This is a genomic window from Inquilinus sp. 2KB_23 (assembly GCF_052115705.1).
Lineage (GTDB): Bacteria > Pseudomonadota > Alphaproteobacteria > DSM-16000 > Inquilinaceae > Inquilinus > Inquilinus ginsengisoli_A.
In genome coordinates this window covers 1-20265 of the sequence record NZ_JBFRHF010000011.1, presented here as the reverse complement: position 1 = coordinate 20265, position 20265 = coordinate 1, and the positions used below count along the sequence as shown (strand labels likewise).

At 69.8% G+C, this 20265-nt stretch carries 22 protein-coding genes; 14 read left to right on the top strand and 8 right to left on the bottom strand.

Annotated elements, in window-relative coordinates; all coding sequences use genetic code 11:
• Positions 1–3 precede the first annotated feature (3 nt).
• The 9 genes from AB4112_RS15555 (at position 4) to AB4112_RS15515 (ending at position 8617) form a co-directional block, all read left to right on the top strand.
• On the top strand, positions 4–729 hold the full coding sequence (locus tag AB4112_RS15555; RefSeq protein WP_441720821.1) for a hypothetical protein: 726 nt from the start codon (positions 4–6) through the stop codon (positions 727–729).
• A gap of 312 nt (positions 730–1041) precedes the next feature.
• The gene (locus AB4112_RS15550) at positions 1042–2295 is read left to right on the top strand and encodes an ROK family transcriptional regulator (protein WP_309792011.1); all 1254 of its coding nucleotides are present in this window, start codon (positions 1042–1044) and stop codon (positions 2293–2295) included.
• Positions 2279–3868 carry a sugar ABC transporter ATP-binding protein gene (locus tag AB4112_RS15545; protein WP_441720818.1) on the top strand — a complete coding sequence of 530 codons (1590 nt, stop codon included), beginning with the start codon at positions 2279–2281 and terminating at the stop codon, positions 3866–3868. The genes AB4112_RS15550 and AB4112_RS15545 overlap by 17 nt, the downstream gene beginning before the upstream one ends.
• A gap of 14 nt (positions 3869–3882) precedes the next feature.
• Positions 3883–4878: an ABC transporter permease subunit gene (locus AB4112_RS15540; RefSeq protein ID WP_441720816.1), complete on the top strand. Its 996-nt coding sequence runs from the start codon at positions 3883–3885 to the stop codon at positions 4876–4878.
• A gap of 80 nt (positions 4879–4958) precedes the next feature.
• Positions 4959–5894: an ABC transporter substrate-binding protein gene (locus tag AB4112_RS15535; protein ID WP_441720814.1), complete on the top strand. Its 936-nt coding sequence runs from the start codon at positions 4959–4961 to the stop codon at positions 5892–5894.
• A 150-nt stretch (positions 5895–6044) separates the two neighbouring features.
• Positions 6045–6971 carry a DMT family transporter gene (locus AB4112_RS15530; protein ID WP_309792006.1) on the top strand — a complete coding sequence of 309 codons (927 nt, stop codon included), beginning with the start codon at positions 6045–6047 and terminating at the stop codon, positions 6969–6971.
• Positions 6972–7045: 74 nt separating this feature from the next.
• Complete coding sequence (locus AB4112_RS15525; protein WP_441720812.1) at positions 7046–7567, top strand: pentapeptide repeat-containing protein; 522 nt, start codon at positions 7046–7048, stop codon at positions 7565–7567.
• 37 nt (positions 7568–7604) lie between these two features.
• Positions 7605–8138, top strand: a complete 534-nt coding sequence (locus AB4112_RS15520) for a hypothetical protein (protein ID WP_441720810.1) — start codon at positions 7605–7607, stop codon at positions 8136–8138.
• An 86-nt stretch (positions 8139–8224) separates the two neighbouring features.
• Positions 8225–8617, top strand: coding sequence for a hypothetical protein (locus AB4112_RS15515; RefSeq protein WP_441720808.1), 393 nt, complete (start codon positions 8225–8227; stop codon positions 8615–8617).
• Between the two features lie 9 nt (positions 8618–8626).
• On the opposite strand, the gene AB4112_RS15510 is transcribed toward AB4112_RS15515, so the two are convergent.
• Both AB4112_RS15510 and AB4112_RS15505 read right to left on the bottom strand, forming a co-directional pair.
• A complete protein-coding gene (locus tag AB4112_RS15510; RefSeq protein ID WP_441720806.1) occupies positions 8627–9289 on the bottom strand; it encodes an HAD-IA family hydrolase in 663 nt (220 codons plus the stop codon).
• The gene (locus tag AB4112_RS15505; RefSeq protein WP_441720804.1) at positions 9289–9771 is read right to left on the bottom strand and encodes a GNAT family N-acetyltransferase; all 483 of its coding nucleotides are present in this window, start codon (positions 9769–9771) and stop codon (positions 9289–9291) included. The genes AB4112_RS15510 and AB4112_RS15505 overlap by 1 nt, the downstream gene beginning before the upstream one ends.
• Before the next feature lie 103 nt (positions 9772–9874).
• Here AB4112_RS15505 and AB4112_RS15500 point away from each other — a divergent pair, with 103 nt between their 5' ends.
• Positions 9875–12121: an ATP-dependent helicase gene (locus AB4112_RS15500; RefSeq protein WP_309791996.1), complete on the top strand. Its 2247-nt coding sequence runs from the start codon at positions 9875–9877 to the stop codon at positions 12119–12121.
• Between the two features lie 20 nt (positions 12122–12141).
• Positions 12142–12807: a hypothetical protein gene (locus AB4112_RS15495; RefSeq protein ID WP_441720802.1), complete on the top strand. Its 666-nt coding sequence runs from the start codon at positions 12142–12144 to the stop codon at positions 12805–12807.
• On the opposite strand, the gene map is transcribed toward AB4112_RS15495, so the two are convergent.
• The 5 genes from map to AB4112_RS15470 all read right to left on the bottom strand — a co-directional run bounded on the left by map (position 12793) and on the right by AB4112_RS15470 (position 15309).
• Positions 12793–13560, bottom strand: a complete 768-nt coding sequence (gene map / locus AB4112_RS15490) for a type I methionyl aminopeptidase (protein ID WP_441720800.1) — start codon at positions 13558–13560, stop codon at positions 12793–12795. The two genes, AB4112_RS15495 and map, sit on opposite strands and share 15 nt — an antisense overlap.
• Positions 13557–13769: a ParD-like family protein gene (locus AB4112_RS15485; RefSeq protein ID WP_309791990.1), complete on the bottom strand. Its 213-nt coding sequence runs from the start codon at positions 13767–13769 to the stop codon at positions 13557–13559. The genes map and AB4112_RS15485 overlap by 4 nt, the downstream gene beginning before the upstream one ends.
• 89 nt (positions 13770–13858) lie before the next feature.
• Positions 13859–14335 (bottom strand): NUDIX hydrolase, encoded by a 477-nt coding sequence (locus tag AB4112_RS15480; RefSeq protein ID WP_309791989.1) that lies wholly within the window; start codon positions 14333–14335, stop codon positions 13859–13861.
• Positions 14336–14451: 116 nt separating this feature from the next.
• Positions 14452–14769 carry a GFA family protein gene (locus AB4112_RS15475; protein WP_441720797.1) on the bottom strand — a complete coding sequence of 106 codons (318 nt, stop codon included), beginning with the start codon at positions 14767–14769 and terminating at the stop codon, positions 14452–14454.
• 81 nt (positions 14770–14850) lie between these two features.
• Positions 14851–15309: a hypothetical protein gene (locus AB4112_RS15470; RefSeq protein WP_309791986.1), complete on the bottom strand. Its 459-nt coding sequence runs from the start codon at positions 15307–15309 to the stop codon at positions 14851–14853.
• 205 nt (positions 15310–15514) lie between these two features.
• Between AB4112_RS15470 and AB4112_RS15465 the strand changes: the two genes are divergently transcribed.
• The 3 genes from AB4112_RS15465 (at position 15515) to AB4112_RS15455 (ending at position 19438) form a co-directional block, all read left to right on the top strand.
• Positions 15515–16405 carry a 50S ribosomal protein L11 methyltransferase gene (locus tag AB4112_RS15465; protein ID WP_309791985.1) on the top strand — a complete coding sequence of 297 codons (891 nt, stop codon included), beginning with the start codon at positions 15515–15517 and terminating at the stop codon, positions 16403–16405.
• 131 nt (positions 16406–16536) lie between these two features.
• A complete protein-coding gene (locus AB4112_RS15460; RefSeq protein ID WP_441720794.1) occupies positions 16537–17916 on the top strand; it encodes a glycerophosphodiester phosphodiesterase family protein in 1380 nt (459 codons plus the stop codon).
• Positions 17917–18178: 262 nt separating this feature from the next.
• Positions 18179–19438, top strand: a complete 1260-nt coding sequence (locus AB4112_RS15455; RefSeq protein ID WP_309791982.1) for an MFS transporter — start codon at positions 18179–18181, stop codon at positions 19436–19438.
• On the opposite strand, the gene AB4112_RS15450 is transcribed toward AB4112_RS15455, so the two are convergent.
• Positions 19439–19699 (bottom strand): DUF1127 domain-containing protein, encoded by a 261-nt coding sequence (locus tag AB4112_RS15450; protein WP_309791981.1) that lies wholly within the window; start codon positions 19697–19699, stop codon positions 19439–19441.
• Positions 19700–20265: the final 566 nt, after the last annotated feature.

Here is a 20265-nt window from a genome sequence, read left to right as displayed (position 1 = left end):
CCTATGACCGACGATCCGAAGCCGCTGTCCGACGCCGACCGGCCGGCGGCGCTGGCCCAGCGCGTGTATGTCAGGCACACCCGGGCGCTGGACGGCCTCGGTCTGGCCGACACCTTCGACTACATCTGGCGCAACAACGTTTGGGGCGCGGAGGAGTCGCGCTCGGGCCTGGGGTCCGGCCTCGACGGCACGGCGGAGCTGCGCCGCGCGATCCCAGCCCTGCTGCGCGATCTCGGCGCCGCCACGCTGCTCGACCTGCCCTGCGGCGACTATGGCTGGATGAGCCGGGTCGACCTCGACGGCATCGCCTACACCGGCGCCGACATCGTCGCCGACCTGGTCGCCAAGAACGTCGTGCTGTATGGCGAGACCGACCGGCGGCGCTTCCTGCGGCTGGACCTGACCCGAGACAAGCTGCCCCGGGCCGATGTGGTGTTGTGCCGCGACTGCCTGGTTCATCTGTCGGCCGCCAGCATCGCCGCATCCTTCGCCAATCTCCGCCGCTCCGGCTCGACATGGCTGCTGACCACCACCTTCCTGGAGCTGCAGGCCAACCGGGCCATCGCCGATGGCGATTGGCGGCCGCTGAACCTGCAGCGCCCGCCCTTCGCCCTGCCGGCGCCGCACCGCATCATCGTCGAGGGCTGCACCGAGGAAGGCGGCGCCTACCGCGACAAGGCGCTGGGCCTGTGGCGCATCACCGACCTGCCGGAGATCGCCACGGGGTGACCGCCGTGTAGGTTGGGTTCGCCTGGCGAACCCAACCTACGACTCTCCCTTCCTTCGATCGCCCTTCATCGTCATTGCGAGGAGGCAAAGCCGACGAAGCAATCCATGGCGCCGCCTGGCATGGATTGCTTTCCCCGGCTCAAGGCCGGGGTCGCAATGACGGGGTGGGAAGAATACGATTGTCCGGCGCGCTAGAAAGCTCCTGTCCGAATTCCGCTCGGAAACGAGAGAAACGGTCCTTGACGGCGGAAACCGGACAGATTAATTGCATCACGTTCAATTAATCACGAACGGTGCCGGGGGAGGATGGAAGTGCGACGCTCCGCGATCCGCCGCGGCACCAACTCCGTGCAGCTGCGCCGCTACAACGAGCGGCTGGTGCTGCAGACCCTGCGCCGCGCCGGCGAGGCGTCGAAGGCCGAGCTGGCCCGGCAGGCCGAACTGACCAACACCGCCATCGGCGGCATCATCGCCCAGCTCGAGGATGACGGGCTGATCGCCTCGGCCGGCAAGCGCCACGACGGCGGCCGCGGCCAGCCGGCGACGCTGTACCGGCTGGCCCCGAAAGGCGCCTACGGCATCGGCGTGCGGCTGGACCGGCGGGCGCTGGAGACGGTGCTGATCGATTTCGACGGCGCCCTGATCGCCCGCCGCGCCCATGACCGGCTGCTGCCCGCCCCGGCCGAGGCGCTGGACATCGTGCGCCTGGATGTGGCCGAGCTGCTGGCCGCGCTGGACCCGGCCGACCGGTCCAAGCTGGCCGGCATCGGCCTGGCCCAGCCCTACAATCTCGGCGCCTGGCTGCACCAGCTGGACCTGCCGCCGGCCGATTTCGCGGCCTGGGACACGGTCGACTTCGCCGCCCTGCTGGAGGAGGCCACCGGCCTGCCGGTGTTCGGCGAGAACGACGGCACCGCCGCCGCCGTGGCCGAGCTGTTCTACGGGCTGGGCCGCGGCCTCGACGACTTCCTGTACCTGTTCATCGGCCCGGCGATCGGCGGCGGCGTGGTGCTGGGCGGCGACTGCCTGCGCGGCCCGACCGGCAATGCCGGCGACGTCGCCCTGCTGCCGGTCGGTCCCGGCCGCCTGCCCTCTGCCCCGCCGGCGCCGAAGGGCCGCGACATCCTGTTGACCCGGGCCTCGCTGAACGCCCTGACCCGCCACCTGCAGTTCCGCGGCCTGGCCGGCGGCAGCCGCGCCGAGCTGGCCGCCGCCGTCGCTGCCGGCCTGCCGGCGGTCTCCGAATGGCTCGACGACTGCGTCGACGCGCTGACCGACGCGATCTGGGCCTCGTCCGCCCTGCTGGAGGTGACCAGCGTGATCATCGACGCCGATGTCGACGACGGGCTGATCGACGCGCTGATCGCCCGGCTGGAGCGGCGCCTGGCCGCGACCGCGCCGGAGGCCAGCGGACCGCCGCGGCTGCTGCACGGGTCGTTCGGCTGCGATGCCGGCGCGATCGGCGCGGCCAGCCTGCCGATGTTCTTCAGCTTCTCGCCGCGGGCCTCGATTCTGACCCGCAGCGCCGATGAAAGGGGATGGCGCGACCATGCAGCCGCAGACTGACCACCCGCAGGCCCCGGCCCCCCATCCTGCCGACGGCCCGGTCCCGGTGCTGGAGATGCGCGGCATCTCCAAGACCTTCCCGGGCGTGAGGGCGCTGACCCGGGTCGACCTGACCGTCTATCCCGGCGAGATCCACGCGCTGATGGGCGAGAACGGGGCCGGCAAGTCGACCCTGATGAAGGTGCTGTCCGGCGCCTACCAGGCCGATGCCGGCGGCACCATCCGGGTCGACGGCCGCGACGTCGCGATCGCCGGCCCGCTGGCGGCCAAGCGCCTGGGCATCGCCGTGATCTACCAGGAGCTGAGCCTGTCGCCGAACCTGACGGTGGCGGAGAACATCTATCTCGGCCGCGAGCCGAAATCCGGCCTCTTCGTCGACCGCAAGGCGATGCTGGCGGGCTGCGCCGAGGTGCTGAAGCGCCTGGGCGCCAGCTTCCGGCCGACCACGCTGGTCGGCACCCTGTCGATCGCCGAGCGCCAGCTGGTGGAGATCGCCCGCGCCATCCATGCCGAGGCCCGCATCCTGGTGATGGACGAGCCGACCACCGCCCTGTCGGCGCGCGAGACCGACCGGCTGTTCGAACTGATCCGCCGGCTGCGCGCCGAAGGGCTGGCGATCATCTACATCAGCCACCGCATGGCCGAGATCTACGAGCTGGCCGACCGCGTCTCGGTGCTGCGCGACGGCAGCCAGGTCGGCACGCTGGACCGCGCCGGGCTGTCGGCCGAGGCGCTGGTTAGGATGATGGTCGGGCGCGACATCTCCGGCTTCTACAAGAAGGACCATGACGCGTCGCAGGGCGCCGGCCGCGTGGTGCTGTCGGTGCGCGACGTCGGCGACGGGCACCGCGTGCGCGGCTGCAGCTTCGACCTGCATGAGGGCGAGGTGCTGGGCATCGCAGGCCTGGTCGGCTCCGGCCGCACCGAACTGGCCCGGCTGATCTTCGGCGCCGAGCCGAAGGCCAGCGGCGAGGTCACGCTGGAAGGCAAGGTTCTGCACATCACCGGGCCGGGCGACGCGATCGATGCCGGCATCGCCTACCTGACCGAGGACCGCAAGGGCCAGGGGCTGTTCCTGGACATGTCGGTGCAGGACAACATCAACCTGGTGGTCTGCGGCACCGACGCCAAAACCGGCGGCTGGCTGGACCTCGCCCGCGCCAAGATCCGCGCCAAGGACGCCATCGCCGCCCTGTCGATCCGGGTGGCCAGCCCCGAGGTCACGGTCGGGTCGCTGTCGGGCGGCAACCAGCAGAAGGTGCTGCTGTCCCGCCTCTTGGAGACCCAGCCGCGCATCCTGATTCTGGACGAGCCGACCCGCGGCGTCGACATCGGCGCCAAATCCGAGATCTACCGCATCATCGACGGTCTGGCGAAGGCCGGCATCGGCATCATCGTGATCTCCTCCGAGCTGCCCGAGGTGATCGGCATCGCCGACCGCGCTTTGGTCATGCGCGAGGGCCGGATCGAGGGCGAGGTCGGCGGGTCGTCCGGCCAGCCTTTGACCCAGGAGGCGATCATGGCCCTCGCCACCGGCCTCTCCACCCCCGCGCCCGCCGTCTCCATTCAGTGAAGGATCATCACCGCATGGCCAACACCACCTCCGCCGTCAACCGCGACGCCGAACGCCGGATGATGATCCAGAGCCTGATCCGGACCGTCGGCATGCTGCCGGTGCTGATCCTGCTCTGCATCGCCTTCTACCTGATGAGCGAGAACGGCCGCTTCGCCTCCTGGCAGAACATCTCGATCGTGATGCAGCAGGCCGCGATCAACACGGTGCTGGCCGCGGGCATGACCTTCGTCATCCTGACCGGCGGCATCGACCTGTCGGTCGGCTCGATCCTCGCCGCCTCCGCCATGGCCGCGGTCATCGGGTCGCTGATCCCGGATCTGGGCCTGCTCGGCATTCCGCTGGGGCTGCTCTGCGGCCTGGTCTTCGGCCTCGCCAACGGCAGCCTGATCGCCTTCCTGCGGCTGCCGCCCTTCATCGTCACCCTGGGATCGCTGACCGCGGTGCGCGGCATCGCCCGGCTGATGGGCGGCGACACCACCGTGTTCAACTCGTCGCTGTCCTTCGACTTCATCGGCAACGCCTCCGTGCTGGGGGTGCCCTGGCTGGTGATCATCGCCTTCGTGATCATCGTGCTGTCCTGGCTGGTGCTGCGGCGCACCGTGCTGGGCGTCCACATCTATTCGGTCGGCGGCAACCCGGATGCGGCCCGGCTGTCGGGCATCAAGGTCTGGCGGGTGCTGCTGTTCGTCTACGGCGTCTCCGGCCTGCTCGCCGGCCTCGGCGGGGTGATGTCGGCCGCCCGGCTCTACGCCGCCAACGGCACCCAGCTCGGCACCAGTTACGAGCTCGACGCCATTGCCGCGGTGATCCTGGGCGGCACGTCCTTCGTCGGCGGCATCGGCTCGATCTGGGGCACGCTGGTCGGCGCGCTGATCATCGCCGTGCTGTCGAACGGGCTGATCCTCGTCGGCGTGCCCGATGTCTGGCAGTACATCATCAAGGGGCTGATCATCATCGGCGCCGTCACGCTCGACCGGCTGCGGCTGCAGGGGTCGGCCCGCACCTGAGTGTCCGCATTTTCGCGACAGGCCGGCGGGATCTCTGGTCACCCGCCGGCCTCATCGAACCGACCAGGGGAGGAAATCACGTGCTGAAACATGTTCTGCTCGCCGGCGTCGCGCTGGCACTCTCGATCGGCGCCGCCAGCGTCGCCGAAGCCAAGGATCTGAAGAAGATCGGCGTTTCGCTCGGCTCGATGGGCAACCCGTTCTTCGTCGCCCTGGCCAACGGCGCCGAGTTCGAGGCGAAGAAGACCAACCCGGATGTCGTGGTCCAGGCCGTCGGCTACGACTACGATCTGGGCAAGCAGTTCACCCAGATCGACAACTTCATCGCCGCCGGCGTGGACATGATCCTGCTGAACCCGGGCGATCCGAAGGCGATCGGCCCGGCGATCAAGAAGGCGCAGGCCGCCGGCATCATCGTCGTCGCGGTCGACACCGCGGCCGAGGGCGCCGACGCCACGGTCACCACCGACAACGTCCAGGCCGGTGAGATCGCCTGCAAGTACATCGCCGACAAGCTGGGCAACAAGGGCAACGTCATCATCGTCAACGGCCCGCAGGTCTCGGCCGTGACCGACCGGGTCAAGGGCTGCCACAATGTCTGGGACAAGCTGCCGGACCTGAAGATCCTGTCCGCCGACCAGGACGCCAAGGGCTCGCGCGACGGCGGCCTGCAGGTGATGCAGGGCCTGCTGACCCGGTTCGAGAAGATCGACGGCGTCTTCGCCATCAACGACCCGACCGCGATCGGCGCCGACCTGGCGGCCAAGCAGCTCGGCCGCAGCGGCATCGTCATCACCTCGGTCGACGGCGCCCCTGACATCGTCGACGCGCTGAAGGGCAACACCCTGATCGAGGCCTCCTCGGCCCAGGACCCGTTCTCCATGGCCCGCAAGGCGGTGGAGGAAGGCGTCGGCCTGCTCAACGGCCAGAAGCCGGCCCAGGACCCGACGCTGATCCCGTCGAACCTGGTCACCCGCGACAACGTCAAGGACTACAAGGGCTGGACCGGCAAGTAAGGCTGGCCTCACCGCGATTGGGCGCCGGTTCCGGCCGGCGCCCTTCTGCTGTCCGCCGCATGGCAGCCCCGGCGTCATCGGCGCTGGCCCTGCCGATTCGGCGGGCGCTAGTCTGGCGAAACGAACGAGCCGCGACGGGCCCCGCTTCCGATGACCATCTCCCAGGCCGGACCGAACGGGTCGAGCGAGTCGGCCCCGGCCTCCTACCTGCCCGCGATCGGCTACAAGCTGGCTTCGGCCGCCCTGTTCACCTGCATGTCGGCGCTGATCAAGCAGCTCGGCGACCAGTATCCGGTCGGCCAGATCGTGTTCGTGCGCAGCCTGTTCGCCATGATCCCGGTGCTGTGGCTGGTGCATCGCCTCGGCGGCTTCCGGGTGCTGCGCACCGAGCGGCTGGGCGGCCATCTCCGCCGCTCCGGCTCCGGCCTGTGCTCGATGTTCCTGGGCTTCACCGCGCTGGGCATGCTGCCGCTGGCGACCGCCACGGCGCTGGGCTACGCCGCGCCGATGTTCATCACCATCCTGGCGGTGCCGCTGCTGGGCGAGACCGTGCGGATCTACCGCTGGAGCGCGGTGGTGATCGGCTTCGTCGGCGTGCTGCTGGTGGTGCATCCCGGCACCGCCGGCATCTCCTTCGGCGCCGTGGTCGCCCTGGGCGGGGCGCTAGCCACCGCCTTCGCCATGGTCTCGATCCGCAAGATGGCGGACACCGAATCCAACGTCACCATCGTCTTCTATTTCACCCTGACCGGCACCATCGCCGGCGCCGCCACCCTGCCCTTCATCGGGGTGTGGCCCGACCTGATCGACGTGCCGATCCTGATCGCGGTGGGGCTGCTGGGCGGCGTCGCCCAGATCCTGATGACCAAGGCCTACCAGCTGGCCCCGGCCTCGGTGGTCGCGCCCTTCGACTACGCCTCGCTGGTCTTCGCCCTCGGCCTCGGCCTGGTGGTGTGGGCGGAGTTCCCGACCCCGATCGAGCTGGTCGGCACCGCCGTCATCGTCTCCTCCAGCCTGTTCATCGCCTTCCGCGAACGGCAGCGCCGGATCGTGCGGCCGGTGGCCAAGTCGCTCTGACCCGACCCGCGGCCCCCCGGTCCGTGTCCCAGGCCGCCCTTGCGCAGAACGGGGCGATCGGAGACTGTCCCGCCATGTCGGTCGCATCGCTCGGCCCCCGATTCGTCCGGGCCCTCCCCTTCGCCCTCGCCCTGCTGCTCGGACTGGCCGCCGCGGCCCAGGCCGGCTGTTCCGACGCCGCCGGCCCCCAGGTCAACTGGCGGCGCTGCCTGCAGGACGAACGGGTGCTCAGCAAGGTCGACCTGACCGGCGCCCAACTGCGCGAGGTCAGCCTGACCCGGGCGGTGCTGGACGGCGCGATCCTGACCGGGGCCGAGGCCTTCGGCGCCCGGTTCAGCAACGCCAACCTGCGCGGCGCGAAGCTGGACGGCGCGAAGCTGGGCAATGCCGATTTCACCGACGCCGACCTGTCCGGCGCCGACCTGACCAAGGCCGACCTGCGCAACGCCCGCTTCGTCGGCACCAAGCTGCGCGGCGCCAACCTCACCGGGGCGGAGCTGCGCGGCACCGTGTTCCGCGACGCCGACCTGTCCGGCGCCACCTGGACCGACGGCACCAAGATCTGCGCCGAAGGCTCGACCGGCCTGTGCGAATAGCCCGCAGCCCCGCTGGAAGGCGGAAGCGAGAAGACCGATGACCGCAAGCAACCTCACTCCGAAGGGATCGGGCCGGAGGGCCGGCTTCCCCCCGCTCGACCGCGTCATCGCCCTGGTCCAGATCCTGGGCGGGCTGGTCGGCCTGGGGGTGATGGCGCCGCAGATCTACCGCGACGCCCCCGCGATCATCGCCCTGACCCAGGGCCTGGTCCTGGGCGCCGCGGCCCTGCTGTTCCTGCTGTGCATCCTCGCCGGGGGGCTGCTGTGGCGCCGCCGCCCGATCGGCTATGTCCTCTCGATCCTGGTGCAGGTGCTGCAGATCCCGATCATCTACACCGGCGACCTGATCTATCACTTCCACATGGTCGCCCGGCTGGTGGTCACGCTGTCGGCCAGCACCGCGGCCGCCTCGACCACCCCCGCCTACGGCATCGGCCTGGACCCGTTCCAGGGGCTGCTGTCCCTGGGCCTCTACCTCGACACCGGCCTGCCCGGCGCGATCATCGGGGTGAACCTGCTGCCGGTGATCCTGTGCGTCATCCTGGAATATTCCCGGCGCCAGAACTGGTAGCGACCATATGTCGTCTGCAACCCGCCCGACATCATCCCGACATGCGGCCGGCCTAGCCTGGCGCCGACCGCAACCGGAGACCCGACATGCCGCAGCAGCTGACCCCCGACGAGCAGGCGGTGCTGGACCTGTTCCACGCGTTCCTGCGCGGCATGGAACAACGCCAGCCCGAATCGCTGCGGGACATGATCATGCCCGAGGGAATGGGGACCCGGATCAGCAAGGGCGAGGTCCAGCGGCTCACCCTGGCCGGGCTGCTCGACATCTTCCCGACCGAGGGCACCTCGGTGCTGGAGGAGCGGATCTACGACCCGCTGGTCCGCACCGACGGCGACATCGGCATCATCTGGTGCGCCTATGACTTCCGGGTCGACGGCCGGATCACCCACAGCGGCACCAACATCATCAACCTCGCCCACATCGACGGGCGCTGGATGATCTCCGGCGTCAGCGACAGCGCCCGGTTCCCCGAGGGCTGACGCCCGGCCCTACCGCCCCAGCCCGGTCAGCCGCAGCCCGTCCTCGCCGGCCCGCAGCCGGAGATGGTCGAAGCCGGCCAAGGTGGCATGCGGCGTCGCCATCGGCTGGTGATGCGTCGCGGTGACCACCGCCACGGTCGCGCCGGCCGCCTCCGCCGCCTGGATGCCGGCCGGGGCGTCCTCGAACACCAAGCAGTCGCGCACGTCGCAGCCGAGGCGTTCGGCGGCCAGCAGGTAGCAGTCCGGCCGGGGCTTGCCCTGCGCGACGTCCTCGGCGGTCACCACCAGCGCCGGCGGCGCGATGCCGGCCGCGGCCAGCCTCGCCCGGGCCAGGTCGCGCGGCGCCGAGGTCACGATCGCCCAGCGGTCCGCCGGCAGCGCCGCCAGGAACGCCACCGCGCCCGCAATCGGCTGCACACCGTCGACATCGGCGATCTCGTCCAGGGTCAGCGCCGCGGCCTCGCGCTCGGCATCCACCCCGGGCAGGCCGAGGCGGCGGATGGTGTCGACCGCGCGCATGCCGTGGATGGTCGGCAGGAAGGCGGCGACGTCGAGCCCGTGGCGGCCCGCCCAGCGCGTCCAGATCCGCTCGGCGGCGGCGATCGAGCTGAGGATGGTGCCGTCCATGTCGAACAGGAACGCGGCGAAGGCGCGGTCGGCGATCGCCGCCATCACCGGCCCGCCGCCAGCGCGGCCAGGGCGTCGCCGGTCAGGCGGTAGCCGGTCCAGTCCGATTTGTGGTCGAAGCCGAGCCGGACATAGACGTCGCGCGCGGGGTTCCAGGTCAGGACCGAGAGGTCCAGCCGCTTGCCGCCGCGTTCGGCCACCAGCTGCGCGATCCGCACCACCAGCGCCCGGCCGACGCCGAGGCCGCGCGCCGCGTCGCGGACATAGAGGTCTTCGAGATAGATGCCCTCGCGCCCTTCCCAGGTCGAATAGCTGGAGAAGAACAGGGCGAAGCCCAGCACCTGGCCGTCGCGCTCGGCCATCAGCGCCTCGAATTTCGGATGCGGCCCCCAGCCGTCGCGCAGCAGGTCGGCCTCGGTCGCCAGCACCGCGTCGGGCTCCCTCTCGAACACCGCCAGTTCGGTGATCATCGCCAGGATCTCCCTGGCGTCGCGGGGTTCGGCGGGGCGGATCAGCAGCTGGGTCATGGCGCTCTCGTCATCAGGTCGCGGCGATCCTCGGCGGAGCCTTTCCCTGCGTCAACCCGACGCCAGCGGTTCCGGTGCAGGCCGGTCATGCTATAGACAGGGGATGGTCGAACTTTCCCGGAACATCCCGGCCGGCTTCGAGCCGCCGTACCTGCAGAACCTGAACCCGGCCCAGCGCCAGGCGGTCGAGACGGTCGACGGCCCGGTGCTGGTACTGGCCGGGGCCGGCACCGGCAAGACCCGGGTGCTGACCACTCGTCTGGCGCACATCCTGTCGACCCGGCGGGCGTGGCCGAGCCAGGTGCTGACCGTCACCTTCACCAACCGCGCCGCACGAGAAATGCGGGAACGCGTGGCCCATCTGCTGGGCACCCCGACCGAGGGCTGGTGGATGGGCACCTTCCACGCCCTGGCCGCCCGCATCCTGCGCCGCCACGCCGAGCTGGTGGGCCTGCGCTCCAACTTCTCGATCCTCGACACCGACGACCAGATCCGGCTGATCAAGCAGCTGATCGAGGCCGACGGCATCGATTCGAAGCGCTGGCCGGCCAAGGTACTGCTGGGCGTGATCGAGCGCTGGAAGGACCGCGGCCTGACCCCGGCCAAGCTGAAGCCGGCCGATGCCGGCGAGGTCGCGCAGGGCCGCATGCTGCAGCTGTACGTCGCCTACCAGGAGCGGCTGCGCACGCTGAACGCCTGCGATTTCGGCGACCTGCTGCTGCACAACCTGACCATCTTCCAGGAGCATGCGGAGGTGCTGGCCGATTACCAGGACCGCTTCCGGTACATCCTGGTCGACGAGTACCAGGACACCAACGTCTCGCAGTATCTGTGGCTGCGCCTGCTGGCGCAGAAGCACCGCAACCTGTGCTGCGTCGGCGACGACGACCAGTCGATCTATTCCTGGCGCGGTGCCGAGATCGGCAACATCCTGCGCTTCGAGCAGGATTTCCCCGGCGCCGCCGTGATCCGGCTGGAGCAGAACTACCGCTCGACCAGCCACATCCTGGCGGCCGCCGGCGGGCTGATCGCGCACAACCAGGGCCGCCTGGGCAAGACCCTGTTCACCGAGGAGCAGGGTGGCGACACCGTGGTCGTCCGCACCGTGTGGGACGGCGAGGAGGAGGCGCGCTGGGTCGGCGACGAGATCGAGACGCTGCAGCGCCAGAAGGTGCCGCTGAACGAGGTGGCGGTGCTGGTCCGCGCCGGCTTCCAGATGCGCGAGTTCGAAGAGCGGTTCCTGACCCTGGGCCTGCCCTACCGCGTCATCGGCGGCCCGCGCTTCTACGAGCGGCAGGAGATCCGCGACGCTATCGCCTATTTCCGGGTGGTGGCCCAGCCGGACAACGACCTGTCCTTCGAGCGCATCGTCAACACGCCGAAGCGCGGCCTGGGCGACGCCACCATCCAGCTGCTCTACCAGGCCAGCCGCGCCCTCGGCGTGCCGCTGACCGAGGCGACGCTGCGGCTGATCGAGACCGACGAGCTGAAGCCGAAGCCGCGCGGCGCCCTGCGCAGCCTGATGGGCGACTTCCAGCGCTGGCGCGCCATGCTGGAAACCGGATCGCATGTCGACATGGCGCGGACCCTGCTGGACGAGAGCGGCTACACTGCGATGTGGCAGGCCGACAAATCGCCGGAGGCGGCCGGGCGGCTGGACAACCTCAAGGAACTGATCAATGCGATGGAGGAGTTCGAGACCCTCCTCGCCTTCCTCGAGCATGTCAGCCTGGTGATGGAGAACGAATCCGGCAAGACCGGGCCGCAGGTCACGCTGATGACCCTGCACGCGGCCAAGGGGCTGGAATTCGCCCATGTCTTCCTGCCGGGCTGGGAGGAAGGGGTGTTCCCGAACCAGCGCGCGCTGGACGATGGCGGCATCGCCGCGCTGGAGGAGGAGCGGCGGCTGGCCTATGTCGGCCTGACCCGGGCCAAGCGCCGCGCCTATGTCGCCGCCGCCGCCAACCGCCGCATCCACGGCCAGTGGCAGAACGCCCTGCCCTCGCGCTTCATCGGCGAGCTGCCGGATGCGAATGTCGAGGTCACCTCCGGCACCGGCTTCGGCAATGAGCGCTTCGCCGACGCAGCACCAACCCGGCTGTGGACCGCGCCGGCCCAGAGCGGCTTCATGCGCCGGGCGCCGGTGACGATCGAGGGCAGCGGCTACGAGGTGCGCGAACGGCCGCGCCCGTCGCGCAGCTTCGGCATCGGCGACCGGGTGTTCCACCAGAAGTTCGGCTATGGCGAGGTCCGCAGCGTCGACAGCGACAAGCTGACCATCGCCTTCGACCATTCCGGCGAGAAGCGGGTGATGGACAGCTTCGTCGTCCCCGCCGCCGAAGCAGGATGAGCTTGCAGATGCGTTTGACGATGCGACGCGCGGCCCTGGCCGCGCTGGCCCTGTTCACCGTGTCCGGCGCCCACGCCGCGGGGCCCACAACCACCGTGGTCGTGCCCGGCGGCAACGGTGAGATCTTCACCATGGCCGTGCCGGCCGGCTGGACCCGCGGCGCCAGCGCGATCGAGGGCAACGACACCTCGATCTCCTGGTACCAGGGCGCCGCCAGCGACAATGTCGACAACGTGATGATGGTCGGACGGATCGGCGGCCTGGGCGGCAGCGACCCGGCCGAGTTTATCCGCCGCAACGTCGAGGCTTTGAAATCGCAATGCGACGACGTGGTCGCGGGTGACGTCCGGTCGGACAAGGCCGGCGGCACGGTGCGCACCGCCATCGGCTGCACCCGGCGCAAGAGCAACGGCGTCGGCGAGCTGCAGCTGATGCACATCGTGGTCGGGCGCGAGGCGCTATACGTCGCCCGCCGCTTCTGGAAGCTGCCGGCCTATGACAAGACCCATGTCCCGCTGTCGAACGAGGCCATCGCCGCCGGCGGCGCCGACATCGACGACATCCGGGTCTGCGTGCTGTCCGGCGCCGGCACCCCCTGCCCGGCCGGCCTGGCCGCGGCGCTGAAGGACAAGGTCACCGACCTGTCGCCGCTGGAGCTGAAGGGCAGCCTGCTACCGGAGAACTAGTTCGTCCGGACGCAACGTCAGCACCGACACGCCGGACGCCGTCACGGCAACGGTGTGCTCGAACTGGGCGGACAGCGACCCGTCTCTGGTCACGACGGTCCAGCCATCGGCCTCGGTCTTCACGTTCCGCCGGCCTCGGTTGAGCATCGGCTCGATGGTGAAGACCATGCCCTCGCGAAGGGCGAGGCCGGTTCCCGGCGTTCCGAAATGCAGGACCTGCGGTTCCTCATGCATCTCGCGGCCGATGCCGTGGCCGCAATATTCACGCACCACGGAATAGCCGTTTCGCTTGGCATGCCGTTCGATCGCCCAGCCGATGTCCCCGAGCCGCGCGCCCGGCCGCACCGCCCGGATGCCCTGCCACATGGCCTCGTAGGTGGTCCGGACCAGCCTCCTGGCGGCCGGGTCGACCTCACCCACCAGATAGGTCTTGCTGGAATCCGCGATATAGCCGTTCTTCTCGAGCGTGATGTCGAAATTGACGATGTCGCCGTTCCGCAGCACGTGCGATTCCGCCGGAACGCCGTGGCAGACCACCTCGTTCACCGAGGAATTCAGCACGAAGCCATAGCCGTATTGGCCTTTGCTGGCCGGTCGCGCCTGGAGGTCGTCGACGATGAAGCGCTCGACCAGCGCGTCGACCTGAAGCGTCGACATGCCGACCAGCGGGGTCCGGTCCAGCAGCCCGAACACGGACGCCAGCAGCCGGCCGGATTCGGCCAGCAGCGCCAGTTCTTCAGGCTGCTTCGTCATGCTGCACTCTCAGCCAATGGCTGAGCCGAGACGCCTGCGGAACTCAGTTCCCGCTCGATGATCTCGGTGAAGCTGAGCGTGGGATTTCTCTCGCACAGCATGCCGAGCTTGATCCAGTAGGCGGCCTGCGCGTTGATCGACCGATACGAGACCTTGCTCGCCCGGCGCAGCTGGTCGTGCAGATCGTCATCGATGTTCACAATGCCCATCGGGCTGCTCCATATACGATACGTATATGGAGCATATGTATGCCATGCACGAGAAAGCCAAGCGCAGCGTCGGGCGGCCGACGATGGATCTACGGTGTCGCGACCTTCGGGCTAATCAGCAGCCACCGGCTCGGCGTGCTGTGGATGAACTCGTTCTCGATGTGGCGGATCACCGCCCGCTGCCCCGCGAAGGGCACCATCTGCAAGGCGTCCGCGACGGAGACCCAGCGGAACTCGCTGTGCTCCGGGTTCAGGGTCACCGTGTCTTCGGCCCCCGCATATCCCACGAACACCGGAAGCAGGCTGATGGCATCGCGGTCGGCTTCGTAGAACTGCTCGCAGATGTCAGCGGAATAGAGGCTGGCGAGCACCAGGCCGGTTTCTTCCTGGACCTCGCGCAGCGCGGCCTGCCAGGCGGTCTCGCCGGCCTCGATGCCGCCGGCGACCTGGCACCACTCCCCGGCCAGCGACCGCGTGCGCCGCAGGAGCAGCATCTCGGTCGCCGCGCTGCTTCCCCTCAGGACCACGACGGAGACGGCAAAGCAGCGGATCGGGATGTCCGGCATGCGCTCGATTCCCCTTCGTCGCGGCCGCCGTCAGCGTCCCGGCTGCCATTCGGGATGGCGCGGCACCTCGCCGTCATCGGACAGCCACGGGGCGTCGTGCGAGGTCCAGATGTGCATCACCGGCCGCTGGCCGGGATCCTGGTCGAGCGTGGCCACCCGCAGGATGACATGCGGCTGCGCCGGCCGTCCGCCACCAGATGCGTGCCACAGACCGAGCAGAAGCGCCGCAGCTTGCCGGCTGAGGATTCGTAGTCCCGCAGCAGGTCCTCGCCGGCGATCCAGCGGAAATGCTCGCGCAGCACGCCGGCCGTCGTGGTGAAGGCGCTGGCATGGGCCTTGCGGCAGGTGGTGCAATGGCAATGCCCGACCGGCATGTCGAGGCCGTCGATCTCATAGCGCACCGCCCCGCAGAGGCAGCTTCCCGGAAACGGCATGGCATCCCCCCTGCATGATGGCCCGGTATCGGGTCCGGACCTTAGAGCGGGAGCCGGGACAAGGCCAAGCCCGAGCCTGCGTCAGGGTTGCCGGAATTCCCGCCGCCAGCACAGCGCGGAGCCAACCGCGAGGCAGAGGGCGACGAAGGTCAGCCCGGCATTGGCGACCTGGGAATATTCCCACTGGCGCCGCAGGGTCAGCCAGGCGGCCGAGCTGCTGGTCCAATCGGCGGTCGCCCGGCTGGCGGGATCGGTCCAGAAGAAAAAGACCACCAGCGTCGCGGCCAGGCACAGCGCCGCGACCAGGGCCAGCCGGGCTGGACGGGGCTGTCGCCGCGCCCCGATCGCCAGGGCCAGATCGGCCGCCAGCGCCGCCACCGGGACAAAGCCGAGCAGCGACCAGCCGCGATAGATCGCCTGGACGGTGAGATAGGTCGTCTCGTCCAGCGCCATCTTGTTGGGCAAGGCGAGCAGATGGGCACCGGCCGGCACCAGCGCCAGGGCGGTCAGCACCACGGCCAGGAACTGCAGCGCCTTCATCGGCCGCCTCCATCGGGGTCATCCAGGGAGTTAGGGCCGCTTTGCCCGACGGACACCTGCCCGGTGCTGGAATCTCGGCCGAGCCGGGACGCCCGCCTCGCGTTTGCCATTTCCGGCCACGCCGGCGGCGGCGTCCGATGAAGGCGGGTGCATTCCGGGGCCCGGGCCGATACTGTGCGGCCAGTCCGTCCCGCCTGGAATCCCGATGAGCCGCACCGTCCCGTCCGAAGCCGCCGCCGCCTGGCGCACCAGCATCGTCGTCAACGCCGCCATCGGCGACGCGGTGCAGACCGCCTTCGACGACCATTTCGCCTCGGTCGCGGCGTTCGAGATCGAGGAGGGCGGCGACTGGATCATCGAGGGCATCGACCGCAACCCGCCGGACGAGGCGGCGCTGCGCAGCCGGCTGGCCCTGGTGGCGGCGATGATCGATGTGCCGCTGCCCGACCCGATGGTCGAGAAGGTGCCGCCGACCGACTGGCTGGCCGCGACCTACCAGGCCTTTCCGCCGCTGCGCATCGGCCGCTTCTTCATCCATGGCTCGCATATCGAGGACGGGCCGCCGGCCGGCAGCATCCCGCTGTGCATCGACGCCGCCACCGCCTTCGGTTCCGGCGAGCACCCGACCACCGAGGGCTGCCTGCGGGCGCTGGACCGGCTGTCGCGCCGCCGCCGCTTCCATCGCATCCTCGACATGGGCTGCGGCACCGGCATCCTGTCCTTCGCCGCCGCCCGGCTGTTCGGCGCCCCGGTGCTGTCCGCCGACATCGACCCGGAATCGATCCGCGTCACCCGCATCAACGCCCGGATCAACCGGCTGGCGGACCCGATCACCGCCGTGGTCTCGAACGGCTACGCCAGCCGCGTGGTGCGCGAGAACGGGCCCTACGACCTGATCATCGCCAACATCCTGGCCCGGCCGCTGATGAGCATGGCGGCCGATCTGCGCCGCAACCTGGCGCCGGGCGGCATGGCGATCCTGGCCGGGCTGCTGGAGCGCCAGGCGCCGCAGGTGCTGGCCGCGCACCGGCTGCAGCGCCTGACCCTGGCGGACAAGATCCCGATCCGCGGCTGGCCGACCCTGATCCTGCACTGAGGGGCGGGACAGCCCGGAACATTGCCAATTCTTCATGATCCCGGCCGCCGATTCCGGCGGCGGAGTCACGGGGGTGTCATGGCGTCTCGCTAGGTTGGGCCATCATTGTCCCGTCTTGGAAAGTCGCCCGCATGAGAGGCTTCAGCCCCCGATCCGCGTCCCTGATCGCCGTTGCCGCCGTGGCCCTGCTGGCCGGGGGCCGTGCGATCCTGGCCGACGAGGCGCCCGCCGGCGCCAAGCCGTTCCTGACGCTGGACGGCAAGCCGCCGCTGGTGGTGGGCCATCGCGGCCTGCCCGGGCTGATGCCCGAGGAGACGCTGCCGTCCTACGACATGGCCGCGGCGCTCGGCACCGACGCGCTGGAGGAAGACCTCCACCTGACCAAGGATTGCATCCTCGTCGCCCGCCACAACCCCTGGCTGAGCGACAACACCGATATCGCCGAGGTGGCCAAGACCAACCCCGAGATCGCCGCGCGCAAGCGCACGGTGCCGGGCGTCATGGTCAAGGTGGCCTGGGCCCAGACCCCGACCAGCGGGCCGTCGGAATACCTGACCGACCTGACCGACCCGAAGGATCCCAAATCGGTCCTGAAGTCCCTGATCGTCGACGGCGAGGACCACACCGGCGACTGGTCGATCACCGACTTCACCCTGGCCGAGCTGAAGCAGTGGCTGGGCGGCACCACCTATGACGCCGCCAGTGAGCGGCCGGCCGAGTTCAACGGCAAGTTCCCGATCCTGAGCTTCCAGGAGATCATCGACCTGGCCAAGGCCAAGAGCCAGGCCACCGGCCGGGTGATCTCGGTCTATCCCGAGAGCAAGAACCCGACCTGGAACGACGAGCAGGCCATCGCCAATGGCTGCGGCGCGCCCGGCAGCCACCCGCTGGAGGACGCGATGATCAAGATCATCGACGCCAACGGCCTGAACGCGAAGGACGCGCCGATCTTCGTGCAGAGCTTCGAGCCCGGCAGCCTGAAATACATGCGCGCCCACGGGCTGAAGACCAAGGTGGTGCAGCTGATCGACGGCTACGACGTCGACTTCAAGACCGGCGCGGTGATCTACAACGAGGTGGTCGACAGCCGGCCCTATGACTGGACGGTGGCCGGCGACCCGCGCTGGTTCGACGCGATGCTGACCCCGGCCGGGCTGGCCGAGATCAAGACCTATGCCGACGGCATCGGGCCGTGGAAGCCGCAGATCGTGCCGGTGAAAATCGTCCCCTGGAAGGACAAGAACCCGGACGGCACGGCGTATGCGGGATCGACCCGCGAGGCCACCACCCAGCCGCCGACCAGCCTGGTCGCCGACGCGCACAAGGCCGGGCTGTTCGTGCATGTCTTCACCTTCCGCAACGAAGGCAAGTATCTGGCCGCCGACTACAATGGCGACGCGCAGGCCGAGTACCTGAAGTTCTTCCGCCTCGGCATCGACGGCGTGTTCACCGACTTCACCAACGCCGGCGTCGCCGCCCGCGCCGCCTACCTGCACGAACTGGGCCGCTGATACGGTCGCCCCTCTCCGTCATCGCGAGGACCCCGGACTTGATCCGGGGGACGTGGCGATCCATGCCAGGCGGCGCCATGGATTGCTTCGTCGGCTTCGCCTCCTCGCAATGACGATCAGAGTTCACATCAGCCGAGAACGGCAGCGCAGCGCACCGGCTGCAGCGACTGTCGCTTTCGGACAAAATCGCGGTCCCTGGCCGGCCTAGGCTGGGTCTCCGGCGGCGGAATTTTCTGCCGCCGACGCCGCCGAGGTCCATCCCATGTCCGCCGTCCTCTCCTCCGTCGCAGCACTCCTGGCCGGGGTCGGGCTGATGCTGTGCGGCAACGGGCTGCAGGCGGTGCTGGTGGCGGTGCGGGCGACCGATGCCGGCTTCGGCACCGTGGTCACCGGCCTGCTCGGTTCCGGCTACTATGCCGGCTTCGTGCTGGGCTGCCTGCTGGGCCCGCACCTGATCCGCCGCGCCGGCCACATCCGGACCTTCGCCGCGGTGGCGGCGCTGGCGGCGGCAGTCGCCCTGTCCTTCCCGCAATATGTCCACCCGGCGCCCTGGATCGTGCTGCGCGGCGGCACCGGCTTCTGCTTCGCCATCGTGTTCATGGTGATCGAGAGCTGGCTGAACGAGCAGGCCACCAGCCGGACGCGCGGCACCGTGCTGTCGCTCTACACCATCGTCACCCTGGTCGCGATCACGGTCGGCCAGATGCTGCTGGGCGTCGAGACCGGCAACCCGATGACCGCCTTCACCTGGATCGCGGTGATGATCTGCCTGGCGGTGCTGCCGATCGCCATGACCCGGACGGCCGCCCCGCCGGTGCCGCAGGTGGTGCGGCTGCGGCTGGGCCGGCTGGTCGCCACCTCGCCGGTCGGGGCCGCGGCCTGCCTGGTGGTCGGCATCTCCAACGCCGCCTTCTGGTCGCTGGGCCCCGTCTTCGCCCAGGCGCGCGGCTTCGACGCCGCGACGGTGGCGCTGTTCATGAGCGTGGGCGTGCTGGGCGGCGCCGTCGGGCAATGGCCGCTGGGCCGGCTGTCCGACCGGATCGACCGGCGCTGGACCATCGTGATCTCGGGCGTCGGCACCGCGGCGGCCGGCATCGCGCTGCTGGCCGTCGGCGCGCTGCCGGCGGAGGCGGTGCTCGGCTTGATCTTCTGCTACGGCGCCTTCTCGCTGCCGCTCTACGCGCTGGCCCTGGCCCACACCTTCGACCAGGTGCAGGCGGGCGAGTTCGTCGAGACCTCCAGCGGGCTGCTGCTGATCTACGCCATCGGCGCCGTCGCGGGCCCAGTGCCGGCCAGCCTGCTGATGGTGCATCTGGGCCCCCAGACGCTGTTCGCCTTCGTCGCCGTGGTGACCCTGGCGCTGGCCGCCTTCACCCTGTACCGGATGGGACGCCGCGCCCGTGCCCCGGCCGAGTCACGGCCGGGCTTCGTGCCGCTGCAGCCGGCGACCCATGGCGTGGTCGGGCTCGACCCGCGGGCGCCGGAAGCGCCCGCCGTCGAGGCCCCCACGGGCAAAGGCTGATCAGGCGACGCCGGCCATCCGGTTGGTGTTGGCGGCGCGCTGCAGCGAGGCACGCACGGCGCCTTCCGGCAGCATGGCGGTCACGTCCTCGTCGCCCTGCACCAGCACCGTCTCGATCAGGTTGCGGGTCAGGCCGATATCCTCGAGCTGGCGGTCGGTCAGCTCCATCAGCTCGTGATAGGTCAGGCTGCGGTCGACGCTGCCGCGCAGGCGGAAGACACCGCGGATGAGGTAGGCGAGAAGCTGGTATCCCATGGTCATGTCCCGTTTCCGCTCCCGCTTGCGCGAGAATTATTGCATTGCACCATCGCCGGCCACATAGCGCGGCGACGCAGGCGAACGCTGCTTCAGAGGGACGTTTCCAGGATTTTGTTATCGGATGGCCGCCGGTCGGACGGGATCCGCAGCATCAGAATGCACGGCATTTTGTGCATCGCAACATCGAATTTGTGCATAACAGCATAGAGCGTCGCGACGCCGTACTGACGACGGCCGTAACCGGCCGCGCCGGGGGACGGCCAAGCGGCCGCCCCGGGATGACCAAGTGGCCACCCTGGCGACGGCCGTAACCGGCCGCGCCGGCTTCCCCTCCCACGGTCGATGCGCGATAAGACTCCAAAGCCCGCCTGGCCGGGCATCCCAGCCCATGGACGCTGCCGCCGATGACCACCGATCTCCACGACGCCCTCGCCGCCGCGGCGGCCGACACCGGCGGCCGCTACGACGCCTCGGCCCTGCAGGAGCTGCTGGAAGGCGTGGTCGCCGCGCCGGCGGCGCTGGATGAGGCGGCGTGGCTGGAGCTGGTGGCGCCCGACGCGACCGAGCCG